Annotated in this window: 17 protein-coding genes and 1 other RNA gene; 10 read left to right on the top strand and 8 right to left on the bottom strand. The window is 69.8% G+C overall.

Features of this window, described 5'->3' with window-relative positions; all coding sequences use genetic code 11:
* Positions 1–20: 20 nt before the first annotated feature.
* Genes panB through pip form a run of 3 tightly spaced genes read left to right on the top strand, consistent with a single transcriptional unit; the run spans position 21 to position 2,365 of the window.
* Positions 21–890: a 3-methyl-2-oxobutanoate hydroxymethyltransferase gene (gene panB, locus JWS14_RS06060; RefSeq protein WP_072945509.1), complete on the top strand. Its 870-nt coding sequence runs from the start codon at positions 21–23 to the stop codon at positions 888–890.
* A 40-nt stretch (positions 891–930) separates the two neighbouring features.
* Positions 931–1,392, top strand: a complete 462-nt coding sequence (locus JWS14_RS06065) for a hypothetical protein (RefSeq protein ID WP_072945510.1) — start codon at positions 931–933, stop codon at positions 1,390–1,392.
* A 7-nt stretch (positions 1,393–1,399) separates the two neighbouring features.
* Positions 1,400–2,365 (top strand): prolyl aminopeptidase, encoded by a 966-nt coding sequence (gene pip / locus JWS14_RS06070; protein WP_095865222.1) that lies wholly within the window; start codon positions 1,400–1,402, stop codon positions 2,363–2,365.
* Between the two features lie 4 nt (positions 2,366–2,369).
* Here the strand turns inward: pip and JWS14_RS06075 are convergent, their stop codons facing one another.
* Both JWS14_RS06075 and JWS14_RS06080 read right to left on the bottom strand, forming a co-directional pair.
* On the bottom strand, positions 2,370–3,770 hold the full coding sequence (locus tag JWS14_RS06075; protein WP_072945568.1) for an RNB domain-containing ribonuclease: 1,401 nt from the start codon (positions 3,768–3,770) through the stop codon (positions 2,370–2,372).
* A gap of 30 nt (positions 3,771–3,800) precedes the next feature.
* Positions 3,801–3,986 carry a hypothetical protein gene (locus JWS14_RS06080; RefSeq protein ID WP_072945514.1) on the bottom strand — a complete coding sequence of 62 codons (186 nt, stop codon included), beginning with the start codon at positions 3,984–3,986 and terminating at the stop codon, positions 3,801–3,803.
* 393 nt (positions 3,987–4,379) lie between these two features.
* On the opposite strand from JWS14_RS06080, the gene JWS14_RS06090 reads away from it, so the two are divergent.
* From JWS14_RS06090 to JWS14_RS06100, 3 genes are read left to right on the top strand one after another with little or no spacing between them, the layout of a single operon-like run.
* A complete protein-coding gene (locus tag JWS14_RS06090) occupies positions 4,380–4,826 on the top strand; it encodes an FAS1-like dehydratase domain-containing protein (protein WP_072945516.1) in 447 nt (148 codons plus the stop codon).
* On the top strand, positions 4,823–5,242 hold the full coding sequence (locus JWS14_RS06095) for a MaoC/PaaZ C-terminal domain-containing protein (RefSeq protein WP_072945518.1): 420 nt from the start codon (positions 4,823–4,825) through the stop codon (positions 5,240–5,242). The genes JWS14_RS06090 and JWS14_RS06095 overlap by 4 nt, the downstream gene beginning before the upstream one ends.
* A 22-nt stretch (positions 5,243–5,264) precedes the next feature.
* Positions 5,265–5,894, top strand: a complete 630-nt coding sequence (locus tag JWS14_RS06100; protein WP_206012684.1) for a LysE family translocator — start codon at positions 5,265–5,267, stop codon at positions 5,892–5,894.
* Between the two features lie 59 nt (positions 5,895–5,953).
* On the opposite strand, the gene JWS14_RS06105 is transcribed toward JWS14_RS06100, so the two are convergent.
* The gene (locus JWS14_RS06105; protein WP_206012685.1) at positions 5,954–6,757 is read right to left on the bottom strand and encodes an alpha/beta fold hydrolase; all 804 of its coding nucleotides are present in this window, start codon (positions 6,755–6,757) and stop codon (positions 5,954–5,956) included.
* Positions 6,758–6,982: 225 nt separating this feature from the next.
* An RNA gene (gene rnpB / locus JWS14_RS06110) (RNase P RNA component class A) lies at positions 6,983–7,419 on the bottom strand.
* A 36-nt stretch (positions 7,420–7,455) separates the two neighbouring features.
* On the opposite strand from rnpB, the gene JWS14_RS06115 reads away from it, so the two are divergent.
* Both JWS14_RS06115 and JWS14_RS06120 read left to right on the top strand, forming a co-directional pair.
* Positions 7,456–8,007: a DUF1697 domain-containing protein gene (locus tag JWS14_RS06115; protein WP_072945573.1), complete on the top strand. Its 552-nt coding sequence runs from the start codon at positions 7,456–7,458 to the stop codon at positions 8,005–8,007.
* A gap of 7 nt (positions 8,008–8,014) precedes the next feature.
* Entirely contained in the window at positions 8,015–9,265 is a 1,251-nt protein-coding gene (locus JWS14_RS06120) for an SLC13 family permease (RefSeq protein ID WP_072945525.1), read from the top strand.
* Positions 9,266–9,272: 7 nt separating this feature from the next.
* Here JWS14_RS06120 and JWS14_RS06125 read toward each other — a convergent pair whose 3' ends face one another.
* From JWS14_RS06125 to cobC, 4 genes are all read right to left on the bottom strand, one after another.
* Positions 9,273–10,376, bottom strand: coding sequence for a bifunctional RNase H/acid phosphatase (locus tag JWS14_RS06125; RefSeq protein ID WP_072945527.1), 1,104 nt, complete (start codon positions 10,374–10,376; stop codon positions 9,273–9,275).
* Complete coding sequence (locus JWS14_RS06130) at positions 10,373–11,110, bottom strand: zinc ribbon domain-containing protein (RefSeq protein WP_206012686.1); 738 nt, start codon at positions 11,108–11,110, stop codon at positions 10,373–10,375. Before JWS14_RS06130 ends, JWS14_RS06125 begins: the two co-directional genes overlap by 4 nt.
* Before the next feature lie 99 nt (positions 11,111–11,209).
* Complete coding sequence (locus JWS14_RS06135) at positions 11,210–12,349, bottom strand: Nif3-like dinuclear metal center hexameric protein (RefSeq protein ID WP_206012687.1); 1,140 nt, start codon at positions 12,347–12,349, stop codon at positions 11,210–11,212.
* Positions 12,346–13,416 (bottom strand): Rv2231c family histidinol phosphate aminotransferase CobC, encoded by a 1,071-nt coding sequence (gene cobC, locus JWS14_RS06140; RefSeq protein ID WP_206012688.1) that lies wholly within the window; start codon positions 13,414–13,416, stop codon positions 12,346–12,348. Before cobC ends, JWS14_RS06135 begins: the two co-directional genes overlap by 4 nt.
* On the opposite strand from cobC, the gene JWS14_RS06145 reads away from it, so the two are divergent.
* On the top strand, positions 13,410–14,120 hold the full coding sequence (locus tag JWS14_RS06145) for an HAD hydrolase-like protein (protein WP_095865217.1): 711 nt from the start codon (positions 13,410–13,412) through the stop codon (positions 14,118–14,120). The genes cobC and JWS14_RS06145 overlap by 7 nt on opposite strands.
* A complete protein-coding gene (locus tag JWS14_RS06150; protein ID WP_072945539.1) occupies positions 14,107–14,580 on the top strand; it encodes a low molecular weight protein-tyrosine-phosphatase in 474 nt (157 codons plus the stop codon). Before JWS14_RS06145 ends, JWS14_RS06150 begins: the two co-directional genes overlap by 14 nt.
* Positions 14,581–14,587 lie beyond the last annotated feature (7 nt).

Below are 14,587 nucleotides of genomic sequence, written 5' to 3' on the forward strand. Positions count from 1 at the left end.
GAGGCCAGAAAGGGACAACGATGTCCGATAGCAAGTCGTCCGCGAGCACGTCAGAAGATCGGCTCTACGGATCAGCACCATCGCACGACGTTCCCAAGCGCAAGACCCGGATCCACCACCTGCAGGCCATGAAGGCCGAGGGCGAACGCTGGTCGATGCTCACCGCCTACGACTACTCCAGCGCCCGCATCTTCGAAGAGGCCGGAATCCCGGTCCTCCTCGTCGGCGACTCGGCCGCCAACGTCGTCTACGGATACGAGACCACCGTCCCGGTCACGATCGACGAACTCCTGCCCCTCGTTCGCGGCGTCGTCCGCGGAGCGCCGCACGCCCTCGTGGTCGCGGACCTGCCGTTCGGCAGCTACGAAAGCTCGCCGGAGCAGGCCCTCGCGTCCGCGACCCGGTTCATGAAGGAGGGGCTGGCCCACGCGGTCAAGCTCGAGGGCGGCGAGCGCGTCGCTCCGCAGATCGCCGCGATCACCGCCGCGGGCATCCCCGTCATGGCCCACGTCGGGTTCACCCCGCAGAGCGTCAACTCGCTCGGCGGATTCCGCGTGCAGGGCCGCGGCGACGCCTCCGAGCAGTTGGTCGCCGACGCGATCGCCGTGCAGGAGGCCGGCGCGTTCTCCGTCGTCATGGAGATGGTGCCCGCCGAGATCGCAGGCCAGGTCACCCGCAAGCTCACCATCCCCACCGTGGGCATCGGAGCGGGCGCCGAATGCGACGCCCAGGTCCTCGTGTGGCAGGACATGGCCGGCTACACCAGTGGCAAGACGGCGAAGTTCGTCAAGCGCTTCGGTAACGTCGGTGACGAGTTGCGCAACGCGGCCGTCGCCTACGCGGCCGAAGTGCGCACCGGAACGTTTCCGGCGGAAGAGCACAGCTTCTAGGTCGTCCTCGACTCACCGGGCCGGCACACACTCGAGGGGGATGTTCATGGGACAGCGACGCGTGCACGGCTTCGGACGTCGTCACCGCCTGGCCGCAGCCGCGGCCGGGACGGTGGCGGCCGCGGCGCTGGTCACAGGGTGCGCCGGACAGGGCCCCGCCCCCGCACCCGGCACCACCGCGCCCCCGCCGCCGGCCACCACCGCGGTTCCCGGCACCGCCCTGGTGCCGGGTGGCGTCACCGAGGCGCAGGCCGCCCAGCTGTGCACCGACCTCGAGGGTCAGTTGCAGAGCTGGCGCACCTACACCCCGACGATCGGGAAGACCGGATTGAACGGCCTGGTCGGCACGTGGATCGCGAAGAACAACCTCAATGCGCTCGACTTCCTGCAGGACCGGGCCCGGATCGACGTCATCACGACGGCGGCCTGCCCCGACATCCGGCAGCAGGCGATCACCGCGCTGGAGATCCCCGATCTGGCGTCCGGCCTGATCGGGTTCTGAGGCCGACGTGAGCCAGTTGCGCACCCTGTACCCGCCGCTCGAGCCGTATCAGTTCGGGCACCTCGACGTCGGCGACGGCCAGCAGATGTACTGGGAGCAGAGCGGAAACCCCGACGGGAAGCCGGTCGTGTTCCTCCACGGCGGGCCCGGCGGCGGCACCGACCCCGCGCAACGCCAGTTCTTCGACCCGCGGGTGTACCGGATCGTGCTGCTCGACCAGCGCGGGTGCGGGCGTTCCACACCCCACGTCGCCGACGGGGCCGATCTGTCGGTCAACACCACCGGCCGCCTCCTCGGCGACATCGAACTGCTGCGTGAGCATCTCGGCATCGACCGGTGGCAGGTCTTCGGCGGGTCGTGGGGCTCCACGCTGGCACTCGCCTATGCCCAGCAGCACCCCCACCGGGTCACCGAACTGGTGCTGCGCGGCATCTTCCTGCTCCGCCGCAGCGAGATCGACTGGTACTACAACGGCGGTGCCGGACACCTGTTCCCCGAACTGTGGGACGAGTTCCTGGCGCCGGTGCCGGAGCCGGAGCGGGGCGGGGATCTCGTCGAGGCCTATCACCGGCTCCTGCACTCCGACGACGCCGACGTCGCGACGAGGGCCGCGGTCGCGTGGTCCACGTGGGAGGGCGCGACGAGTTCGCTGCTCCCCAAACCGGAACGGGTGGTGGAGACGTCCCAGCCGAGGTTCGCGCTGGCCTTCGCCCGCATCGAGAACCACTACTTCCACCATCGCGGATTCCTGGACGAGGGCCAGCTGCTGCGGGACGCCGCCGCGCTGGATGGCATTCCGGGCGTGATCGTGCAGGGCCGCTACGACGTGGTCTGCCCGGCGGCCAGCGCGTGGGCGCTGCACCGGGCGTGGCCGGGTTCCCGGCTCGAGATCGTCGACGACGCTGGGCACTCCGCGATGGAACCAGGCATCGTCCACCACCTGGTCGAGGCGACGGACCGGTTCCGCACCTGACCCGCTATGCGGGATAACCGAATTCGACGGTCCGCTTCGCGACGTCGGCGGAGACGAGTCTGATCTTCACCTGCTCGCCCTCGGCGGGGTCGCCGACACATTTGGCCATCACGGACACCGACGGGACGAACACGTCCGCGGTGCGTTTGCCGTTCCGTGACCGCAGCACGGTCGCGTCGAACGTCTCCCCCACCCGGTCGGCGAGCACGGTCGCCTCGGTGAGGTCGATGCAGGCCCGGTCGATCTTGCTCGCGAGGGAATCCGAGCCGCCCATGATCTCGGGCATCGATCCAAGGGCGTCCCGCGCCCAGGACGGCACCGGCGTTCCGGCGGACACGGCCAGGCACACCTCCGTGGAGTACCGGTCCGAGAGCCGGCGCAGCGGCGCGGTCACGTGCGCGTAGGGGGCGCCGATGGCGGCGTGCGCCGTCAGTTCCGGCAGGGTGCCGTCGAACGCCGCGTAGTCGGCGCCCCGCAGCAGTGACGGCGCCTCGGTCATCAGCACCAGCGTCGACGCCGAATTCGGGTCCAACCGCGCCAGGAGTTCACCGACACCGACGCTCTCGGGCCAGTCGACCCCGAGTGCCGCCGCTGTGCGCCGCAGCGCCCCGACCGCGTCCGGCCCGGCAGGCGGCAGAGTGCGGAGCAATCCGATCTTCGCGTCGAGCATCATGGCGGCCGCACACATTCCGGTCAGCAGTGAGACCTCGGCGTTCCAGTCGTCGGCCTCGGTGCGGGGCGCGAGGTCGACGCGCCAGCTGTCGCCGTCCGGCACCACCTCCTGCTCGGGGAGCCGGAGTTCGATGGCTCCGCGCGCCACCGCCGCCGCCGTGCGGAGCCGGCCGAACTCGGGCAGCGACGCAATGGACGGATGCAGTCGCCCCGCCTCCGCATCGGCCTGCACACCGGAGTATTCGAGTCGGGCCACGGACCGCACAGTGGCACGGGACACGGTGCACGACAGCGGCTCGGCCGACTCGTCGAGTTCGATCCGCCACACCACCGCCGGGCGGTCCTCACCCGGCAGAAGGCTCGCCGATCCCTCCGAGAGTTCCTGGGGATGCAGCGGCACCTTGCCGTCGGGGAGGTAGAACGTCTGCCCGCGTTTGCGGGTCTCCACGTCGAGCACCCCACCGGGCTCCACGACGGCGCCGACGTCCGCGATCGCGTAGTGCAGGACGAACCCGTCGGCTGTCCGCTCGAGGTGCAACGCCTGATCGAGATCCATCGAATCGGGCGGATCGATGGTGACGAACGCCAGATCGGTGCGGTCCTGCCGTCCGGACGCGAACCGGTCGGACGCCGTCCGCGCCTGCGCGACCGCGGCGGGCGGATACCCGTCCGGCAGGTGGAATTCGGTGCGCACGGTGCCGAAATCGATTCCGCGCGCAACGAAACGACTCATCGGCACCTCGCGCACACCCTTTCCGTAACGCTAGTTGTTCCACTCCTCGTCGGCCCGGTCCGCCGCCTTGTTCCGCTCCGCAGCGATCTGCAGCGCCTTCTCCGCCGACGCGCGGTCGGGATACGGGCCCATCCGCGTCATCGACGACGCCGCCTTCCCCTGCGTGACGGTGCCGTCCTCGACGTTGTAGTACCAGAGGTGATCTTCGTCAGTCATGTCCTCAGTGTGGCACCGGTGGGACGTGTGGGGTTGTGGATCACGCTCAGACTGTTACCCTCGGAGTCCTGTCCGGTGATACGGTCTCCGGCGCCGGTCAGTGCGGTGCCGATGGCTCGTTCTTCCCGTGCGCAGTGCCCGAACAGAGAATGGAGCGAGCATGTCGACGATCATTTTTGATCAGCTACTTCCCTACCTCGGTGCCGAAGGCGCCACCTACTGGGCCCAACTGCTGATGGTCGATCCCGTCTGACGGTTGTCGATCAGTCGATACCCCGAAACCCTCGCCGGACGCATCCGGCGGGGGTTTCCCTGCATCAGGGCACGCACGCCCGCAACACATTCGTGACGCTTCGCCCTGCCCACCGGACCTCACGTCTCTAGGCTGACGTGATGGGAGTGAATCCGGAGATCGAGGGTCGTGTCTACCCACCGACCGAGCCCTACCTCGTGGGCCGCGAGAAGATCAGGGAATTCGCCCGCGCCGTCTTCGCCACCAACCCGACGTCGTTCGACGTCGACAGTGCCCGCGCCGCCGGTCACGCCGATCTCGTTGCCCCGCCCACGTTTCCCGTCATCGTGCAGGAACGCGCACTCGCGCAACTGGTCGCCGATCCGACGTCGGGGATCGAGCCGGTCAATATGGTGCACAGCACCGAGCACGCCACGTCCCACCGCCCCGTCGTCGCGGGCGACGAACTCTCCGCCGTGCTCACCGTGACGCACGTGACCTCGCGCGGCCCGCACACCCTGCTCGTCGCCGACATCGAGATCCGTGACGCCACAGGCGATCACGTGAGCACGATGACGTCGACACTGTTCGTCAGGGGGGAGGAATGACCTCCCCGCGACGAATCCTGCTCGGCGACACCGTCGCCAAGGCCCGGTATCACGTGACCCGGGAATCCCTGGTCCGCTACGCCGGAGCCTCCGGTGACTTCAACTCCATTCACTACCGGGACGACATCGCGGACGCAGTGGGCCTGCCCGGTGTGCTGGCCCACGGCATGCTCACACTGGGACTGGCGACGCAGTGCGTCGTCGACTGGCTCGGCGATCCGGCACTGGTCACCGGGTACCGCGCGCGCTTCACCAAGCCGGTGATCGTCGGCCCGGACCGGGGCGCGGTGGTCGAGGTCGTCGCGAAGGCCGCGGAGGTCGACGAATCCGCGGGCACCGCGAGGATCGACCTGACAGTCACGTTCGACGGGCACACCGTGCTCGGCAAGTCGCAGGTGTGGATTTCACTGCGCTGACCACACCCCACATACTGGGCCGATGATCGGTGTGGTGGTGACAGCGTTCGCGGTCCTCGGGCTTCTGACCGTGATTCCCGGTCCGGACATGGCGGTGGTGACCCGCGCCGGACTGTCCGGCGGGCGCAGCGCCGCGCTGCGGGCCACGTTCGGCGTGGTCGCCGGATTGATGGTGTGGGGCGCGCTGACCGTCGTCGGGCTCGGTGCCGTGCTCGCCGCCTCCGCGGAGGCGTACACCGTCGTGAAGATCGTCGGCGGGATGTACCTGGTGTATCTGGGGGTCTCCACCCTCTGGCGCAGCCGGACGCGCCCCCACGCCGCCCCGTCCGCGCCGGCGCCGGCGCCGGCGCCGTCTTCGGGGTCGAGTTGGCGCGCCGGATTCCTGACCAACCTCCTGAACCCCAAGATCGCGGTGTTCTACACCGGCCTGCTCCCCCAGCTCGTCCCGCCCGGCTGGCCGACCGCCCCGAGCCTGGCCCTGCTGGTGCTGGTGCACGGGCTGCTCGGGATCGTCTGGCTCGGCGCGTACAGCATCCTGCTGACCCGCGCACGCACCACGCTGGAGAAGCCGTCGGTGCGAAAGGTCCTCGACCGGATCACCGGAAGCGTTCTCTTCGGATTCGGCGCCATCGTCGTGGCCGAGGCGCGGTAGCGCCGATTTGTCACCGAGGCGCGGTAGCGCCGATTTGTCACCGAGGCGCGGTAGCGCGGTCAGTTCGGGGAGTCGCTGGAACTCGCGGCGCTGCCGCCGAGCAGGATCGTGCTGATCAGGTCCGGGTCGTCGGTCATCGGGACGTGCCCGATGCCGGGCAGGATCAGAATCCGCGCCTGCGGGAACACTCTGCGCACCCGTCGCGCTTGGTAGACGGGCAGGATCAGGTCCCGCCGCCCCCACGCCACGGTGACCGGTACCGTCGCGTCGACGACCGGCGGGAGGTCGAACGAGGCCGTCAACCCCTTGTCGACCAGAGCGTTCGTGGCCAGCGACTGCGCGTCGATCACGGCGTCCTCGTAGCGCACCCGACTGGGCCGCGCGAAGAAGGCGGCGAGTGTGGGATAGCGGACGGCTTTGTATCGCAACGCCTTCGGAGTGTTCGGGCCCAGCGCCCGGGTGACTCCGCGCAGAGCGCGGAACGTGTAGATGGTGCGGGCCTGATCGGCGTGATTGACGAAGAAGCCTGCCGGTGAGAGTGCCGTGGCCGAGGCGACCTCGCCGCGGGCGGCGAGGGCGAGCGAGAGCCAGCCGCCGAGCGAATTCCCTGCAACGTGCGGCCGTTCCCCGGCAGGCGTCACCGCGCGGACGAACCCGCTCAATTCCTCGACCAGTTGGTCCATCGTGTCCGCGCCGTCTTCGAGTGCCGCCGATTCGCCGTGCCCGGGAAGGTCGACGGTGACCACCCGGCGATAGGGGGTCAGTTGGTCGAGCAGGACGTTCCAGGCCTGCCTGCGATGCACCACCCCGTGCACGAGGACCAGGGTGGGGCCGGAACCGGCGATGTCGTGAGGCAAGTCCATGAGCAGATGTTACCGCTATCATGAGTAACATCTACTGTTCCGGCACCGTCGGCGAGGGGCCCCATCGCCCACGGACGTGGACGACGGGCCCCGGCATCGACCCCGATTCGGGTCAGTCGGGCCGCTGCGGGAAAAACACTAACCGGTCTGTTTGTTACTCGCCAGTCAGGGCCGTGACCTGGTCTCCAGCCGCACGCGGCGGATCCCGCAGACGCAAGAACGAGGCGGACGAGTTGGCGTGTAAGCCGGATCCTGTCCCCGGCGCCGAAGCTCCGGGTGGCGACCATCCATCTGGGCACACCGTCGCCGGGTACCTCGAGCGGTTCACCCGCAGGCTCGGGCGAGCAGCCCTCGAACACCTGCGCAGCCGCACCGGGTCCCGGAGGATCCGATGCGGCCTTCAACCTTGCTCCGGGCGGGGTTTACCTAGCCACCCCGGTCACCCGGGGTGCTGGTGCGCTCTTACCGCACCGTTTCACCCTGACCGACACCGCACCCCGGAGGATGTGGCGTCGGCGGTCTGTTTTCTGTGGCACTGTCCCGCGAGTCACCTCGGGTTGCCGTTAACAACCGCCCTGCTCTGTGGAGTCCGGACTTTCCTCGACTCGGGGCCTGCGCACTGATGTGCTGGTTCCCCGTGCCGCGGTCGCCCGGCCAACTCGTCCGCCCGATCAGCCTACAGTTCGCGCGAACGTGTCATGCCGCCGCACTATGGTCTGAGCATGACCCGATACGCCGCCCTCCTGCGCGGTATCAACGTGGGCGGCATCAACATCAAGATGGCCGACCTTCGCAGCACCTTCGCCGAGCTGGGATTCGAGAACGTGAAGACCGTCCTCGCGTCGGGCAACGTGCTGTTCGATTCCGACCGCGACGACGTCCCCGCGCTGAAGAGCGAGATCGAATCCGCGCTGCGCGCCGACTTCCACTACGAAGCCTGGGTTTTCGTCCTCGACCTCGACACGATCCGGAAGATCGTCGACGACTACCCGTTCGACCCCGAGCGAGAAGGCTGGCACCCGTACGTGCTGGTGACTCCCGACCCCGAGGTCCTGGACACCCTGCTGGGGATCCGGGACGACCTGGACCCGGAGGTCGAACGCGTGCAGGCCGGAGACGGTGTCCTGTACTGGGAGGTGGAACGGGGCATGACGCTGAAGAGCAAGTTCGGCAAGAGCACCGGCACTCCCAAACTCAAGGCCTTCACCACCACGCGGAACCTGCGCACCCTCCTCAAGCTCCTGAAGTGACCCGCCGGTGACTGTTCTGGCAGTGGCGCTCGTCGCCGCGGTCCTCGTCTTCGCGGTCGTCCGGCCTCGCCGGTTACCCGAGATCGTCGCGGCCGCACCGGCCGCCGTCATCGTCCTGGCCACCGGTCTGGTGACGCCGGCGCAGGCCCGGGACGAAGTGACCGAGATGGCCCCGACCGTCGGGTTCCTCGCGGCGATCCTCGTCCTCGCGCACCTCGCGGACGCGATGGGTGTGTTCACCTGGATCGCGGCCCGGCTGCGGCGCGGGGCCCGCGGAGATCCGAAGCGGTTGCTGACGCTCGTGTTCGGGGCCGCGGCACTCACCACGGCAGTGCTGAGTCTCGACGCGACGGTGGTGCTGCTGACGCCGGCGGTGATCGCGACGGCCCGCTCGCTGCGGATGGATCCGCGCCCCCATTCGTATGCCACGGCTCACCTGTCGAACACGGCGTCGACGCTGCTGCCCGTCTCCAACCTGACGAACCTGATCGCCTTTTCCGCGACGGGGTTGACCTTTCTCCATTTCACCGCCGTCATGGCGCTGCCCTGGGCGGTGGCGATCGTCGTCGAACTGATCCTGTTCCGGATGTTCTTCCGCCGCGACCTGGTTCGGCCCGACGCCGAACCGGAACCGGCCCGCGATCCAGCCGCACCGACCGTCGCACTGTCGATCATCGCCGCGACGCTCGTCGGTTTCGCGGTGTCCGGCTTCGTGGGAATCGCGCCGGCATGGGTGGCGGCGGCGGGGGCGATCGTGCTCGGCGTCGTCGCGCTGCGCGACGGCCGCACCGACTTCGGCCGCATCCTGTATTCGGTCGACGTGTGGTTCTGCGCGTTCGTCCTGGTCCTCGGCGTCGTCGTCGCCGGCGTCGCGAACGGCCCGATCGGGGACTGGATCGGCTCGCGGCTGCCGACCGACACGTCGTTCGCGGCCCTGCTCACGATGGCCGTCGTCGCGGCGGTCGCCGCGAATCTGGTGAACAACCTCCCCGCCACACTGCTCCTGCTGGCGGCGCTCGGACCCCACCCGCCGACCGCCCTCGTCCTGGCGATGCTGCTCGGGGTGAACCTCGGCCCCAACCTCACCTACGTGGGGTCGCTGGCGATCATGCTGTGGCGGCGGGTCTCAGCGCGAGCCGGATCGCCCGCGGATCTGCGGACCTTCACGATTCTCGCGCTGGTGACCACGCCGCTGACCCTGCTCGCGGCCGTTGTTGCCCTCTGGGCCTGTGAGTACTTATTAACCGCCGGCGGTTAATAAGTACTCACAGGTGGGAGGTGTCGTTGACCAGGCGGACGGACGAGCCGCCGTCGGGGTAGAACTCGGCGATGCTCAGCGACGCCAGATCCAGGTGCAGCCGGTACAGCAGCGACGGTCCCGCGTCGAGCGCCAGTTGCAGCAGGGTCTTGATCGGGGTCACATGCGTGACGACGAGAATCGTGGAGCCGCCGTAGGTGGCGGTGAGGTCGTCTCGGACCTTCACTATCCGCTCCCGGACCTCGTCGAAGCTCTCCCCCGCCGGCGGTCGCACCGACGTGTCCGACAACCATTTGCGGTGCAGTTCGGGGTCGCGGTCGGCGGCCTCTCTGAACGTGAGGCCCTCCCACTCGCCGAAGTCGGTTTCGGTGAGGCCCTCGTGCACGGTGACCGGGAGCCCGAGCACCTTCGCCGCCGCCGCCGCGGTCTGCTGCGCGCGCCCCAGCGGGGACGACACCACGGCCGCGATGCCGTCGTTGCCCGCGAAGCGCGAAGCCGCGCCGTTCGCCTGGGCCAGCCCGATCTCGGTGAGCGCCGGGTTCCCGCGACCCGAGTACCGCCGGTCGACGGACAGGACGGTCTGCCCGTGCCGGAGCAGCAGCATCCGGGTCGGGGCGCCGGTCGTGTCCATCCAGCCCGGCGCCGCCGGGGTGGGCTTGTCCGACGCCGCGGCGGCGGGTTCCGGTTCGGCGCCGTAACCGGCGGCACCGTCCATGGCCTCGTTGGCGAGGCGGTCGGCGTGCGCGTTCTCGGCCCGCGGAATCCACGTGTATGTCACGGAATCGAACTGCCGGGCGAGTTCCGACGCCCGGCGCTGCAGCGGAATCATGTCCGGGTGTTTGACCTTCCAGCGCCCGGACATCTGCTCGACCACCAGTTTGGAGTCCATCCGCACGTCCACCCCGGACGCGCCGAGTTCGGCGGCGGCCTCGAGCCCGGCGATCAGCCCCCGGTATTCGGCGACGTTGTTCGTGACGGTGCCGAGGCTTTCCTTGCGTTCGGCGAGGACGGCGCCGTCGGCGGCGGCGAACACCACGGTGCCGTAGCCCGCGGGTCCGGGATTACCGCGCGATCCACCGTCGGCCTCGACGACGACGCGACCGACGCTCACAGACCCGACTCCTTGGTGCGCACCAGGATCGCGCCGCACTCGGAGCAGCGCACCACGACGTCGGGTGCGGTGCCGGTGATGCGGGAGATCTCGCCGCGGTCGAGTTCGATGCGGCACGCTCCGCAGCGCCGCGCCTGCAGCAGCGCCGCGCCGACGCCGTTCTGGCTGCGCTGCTTCTCGTAGACGGTGATCAGGTCGGCGGGGAACTGGTCGGCGAGTGCCGCCCGGTCCCGGGTGCAGCGCTGCTCCGCGGCGTCCAGGTCGGCGACGGCGTCGTCGCGGCGGCGGGACGCGTCGATGAGGTCTTCCTCGACCTGCGACAGCTGCGCACCGGCGTGGTCGTGGTCGGACTGCGACGCCTCGCGCCGTTCCATCACCTCGAGCAGTTCGTCCTCGAGCAGTCCCTGACGGCGGACGAGGCTGCCGAGTTCGTGTTCGAGTTCGGTGAGCTGCTTCGATCCGACCGTTCCGCTCTCGAGGAGCTTGCGATCGCGGTCCTCACGCTGACGGACGGCGTCGACTTCGCCTTCGAGTTTGCGGATGTCGCGGTCGAGGTCGTCGAGGATGATCTCCACGGCCACGGCCGCGTCCTTACGGGTGACGCGCTCCGCCTCGAGCCGCTCGACTTCCTGACGCTCCGGGAGCGCGGTGCGTCGGTGGGCGATCCTCGACAGCTCCGCATCGACGCCGGCGAGGTCGAGAAGCTTGGACTGCACCTGTGGTTCGACGTTCACGCGTGGTAACTCCTGCTGTCTTCTGTGAAGGGTTCTTCTGCGGCAGATTGCTGGGTGTCAACCGTACCCCGGCGCATCACGGGTTTCGGCCGGACGGCGCTACGACGGCGGCGCGCTGATCGACCACGGATCGGTGCGGACCGCGGACACCTGCACCTGCCACCCCGATGTGTGCGCGAACGCGGTGTCGAGCACGCCCTTCGCCTGTTCGCACCACGGTTGCTCGCTCGCCCAGTGCGCGACGTCGATCAGGGCCGGACCTCCGGCGCGCAGGTGCTCGTCGGCCGGGTGGTGTCGCAGATCGGCGGTCACGTAGGCGTCCACGCCGAGACGTGCGACGTCGTCGAGGAACGAGTCGCCCGAGCCACCGCACACGGCGACGGTGCGGATCATGGCTTCGGGGTCGCCCGCGGCCCGCACACCCCACGTGGTTGCGGGCAGCGCGTCCGCCACCCGGTCGGTGAAGTCGCGCAGCGTCAGCGGTTCGGGTAGCTCGCCGACGCGTCCGAGTCCGCGGGGGCCGGGGAACGTCGCCGTCTCGAACACGTCGAACGCGACCTCCTCGTACGGGTGGGCGGCGCGCATGGCGGCGAGCACCTTCGGCCGGAGGGCTCGCGGCGCGATCACCTCCACCCGGCTCTCCTCGACCCGTTCGAGTGCGCCGACCTCGCCGAGTGCCGGATTCGCGCCGTCGGTCGGGAGGAACTGACCGTGACCGGTGACGGACCAGCTGCAGTCGCGGTAGTTGCCGATGTGTCCGGCGCCGGCGTCGAACAGTGCGCGGCGGACCGGGTCGGCGTCATCGGCGGGGACGAGGATCACCCATTTGTCGAGGTTCTCGGTGGGCTGCGGCTCGATCGGCCCGGTGACGGTGAGCCCGAGCGCCGCCGCGAGGGCGTCGGAGACGCCGGGGTCCGCGGAGTCGGCGTTGGTGTGCGCTGTGAACAGGGCGCAGCCGGCCTTGATCAGCTTGTGGACGAGCGCACCCTTCGGGGTGTGGGCGCCGACGGTGTCGACTCCGCGGAGCAGCAGCGGGTGGTGGACGAGGAGCAGGTCGGCACCGGCGGCGATCGCCTCGTCGACCACCGCGGCGGTCGGATCGACCGCGACTGTCACCGTCGCCACCGTGTCGTCGGGGTCGCCGCACACGAGGCCGACGGAGTCCCACGACTCGGCGAGGGCGGGCGGGTAGGCCGCGTCCAGGGTCGCGATCACGTCGGTGAGACGCACCGGGTTCACAGGATCTCCTTCATCGCGTCGACGAGCACGGCGGTCTGCTCCGCGGGGCGCACCGCGACGCGGAGGAGGTCCGGTCCGAGTCCGGGGAACGTGTCGCAGCGGCGTACAGCGATGCCCCGTTCGCGCAGGTGCTTGCGCATCAGTTCGCCGTCCGGCAGGCGGAGCAGCAGGAACGGCGCGACGGCGGGCCGGTGCACGGCAACGCCGATCCCGGTCAGCCGCCGGACCATGTCTTCGCGCCACTCGCCCAGCACGACGGCGTGGTCGCGGGCGGCGGCGACGGCCTGCGGTTCGCTGCACGCGGCGATCGCCTCCACCTGCAGGCTGCCCACCGGCCAGTGCGCCCGTCCCACCTGCAGTCGTTCGAGGATCTCGGGGGCCCCGAGCGCGTACCCGCAGCGCAGTCCCGCCAGCGCCCACGTCTTGGTGAGACTGCGGAGCACCAGCACGTCGGGCAGTGCGCGACCGGCCAGCGACTCGCCCTCGTCCGGGACCGCGTCCATGAACGCCTCGTCGACGACGACGATCCGGCCCGGTCGGCGCAACCGCAGGATCGCCTCGGCGGGGTGCAGTACCGACGTCGGGTTGGTTGGGTTGCCGATCACGACCAGGTCGGCCGATTCCGGGACCGTCGCCGAGTCGAGGACGTACGGGTCGTCGAGCAGCACCTGTGTGACCGGCACCTGCGCCTCCCGCAGCGCCCACTCCGGTTCGGTGAACGACGGGTGGATCAGCGCCGCCTCCCGGACTCCGAGCCGCGGCAGCAGGGAGAACCCCTCGGCGCCCCCGGCGAGCAGCAGCACCTCCTCGGGTGTCCGGCCGTGCCGGGACGCCACCGCGGTCCGGGCCGCGAGATCAGCCGCGACCGTCGGGTACGTGCCCAGGTGCGCCAGCGCGTCGGCGAGGCGGAGGCGCAGCCAGTCCGGTGGCCCGTCACCTTGCACGTTGACTGCGAAATCGAGAAGTCCGGGCCCCGCATCCACGTCTCCGTGGTGACGCAGGCTCTCCCGGCTCCCGGCACGAATGTCCACGATTGTCGAGCCTAAGGGACAATGGTCCGGTGACATCTCTCTCCACCTCCGCGTCCACCACCCCGCCTGCCTCTTCTGCCCTGTCCGCACCGATCGTGCTGTTCGACCTCGACGGCACGCTGACCGATTCCGCGCCCGGCATTCACGCCGGCTTCCGCCATGCGCTCGCGACGATCGGTCAGCCGGAACCGACCGACGAGATGATCGACGCCGTCATCGGCCCGCCGATGATCGACACGTTCCGGTCGATGGGACTGGGCGAAGACCTCGTGCAGCAAGCGATCGCCGCCTACTTCGAACGCTACGACCGCGTGGGGTGGGCCGAGAACGCCGTCTTCGACGGCATCGAGAAGGTGCTCGTCGCCGCCCACGACAGCGGCAGGAGGCTCGCCGTCGCCACGTCGAAGTCCGAGCGGTTCGCGATCCGCATCCTCGAACACTTCGAACTCGCGCACTACTTCGAGTTCATCGGTGGCGCCAGCGACGACGGCAGTCGCCGCGCCAAGTCCGACGTGATCGCGCATTCGCTGCGGAACCTGGGAGTCACCGCCACCGAGGGCGCCACCGCCGACGTCCTGATGATCGGCGACCGCGACCACGACGTCCTCGGCGCCGCGCACTGGGGCATCCCCGCGGTGTTCGTCGAGTGGGGTTACGGGTTCCCCACCGAGGCCGAGCGCGCGCACACGACGGCGCAGACCGTCGCCGACCTCGGGAAGTTGCTCGATGACGCGGCCTGACACCCCGCTGCACGTGACGTTCGTGTGCACCGGCAACATCTGCCGCTCCCCCATGGCCGAGAAGATCTTCGCCGAGCACCTCCGGCGGGAAGCCCTCGACGAGCGGGTGATGGTGAGCAGCGCCGGGACCCACGGCTGGCACGTCGGCCGTGAGGCCGACATCCGCACCAACGAGACCCTGAAGCTGAACGGCTATCCGACGGGCCACACGGCCGCGGAGGTCGGCCCGTTCCACCTCGGCGCCGATCTGGTGGTCGCTCTCGCGGCCAACCACGACCGTGAGCTTGCCCACATGGGCGTGCCCGACGAGCGCCGCCGGTTGCTGCGCAGTTTCGACCCGGACGCGGACACGTCGTCCGTACCCGACCCGTTCTACGGGGACCTCGAGGACTTCGAACGGGTCCGCCTCCAGATCGAGGCCGCGGTGCCCGGGCTGCTCGACTGGGTGCGCAGCCGGTAACCCACGA

The organism is Rhodococcus koreensis (genome assembly GCF_017068375.1).
Taxonomy (GTDB): Bacteria; Actinomycetota; Actinomycetes; order Mycobacteriales; family Mycobacteriaceae; genus Rhodococcus_F; species Rhodococcus_F koreensis.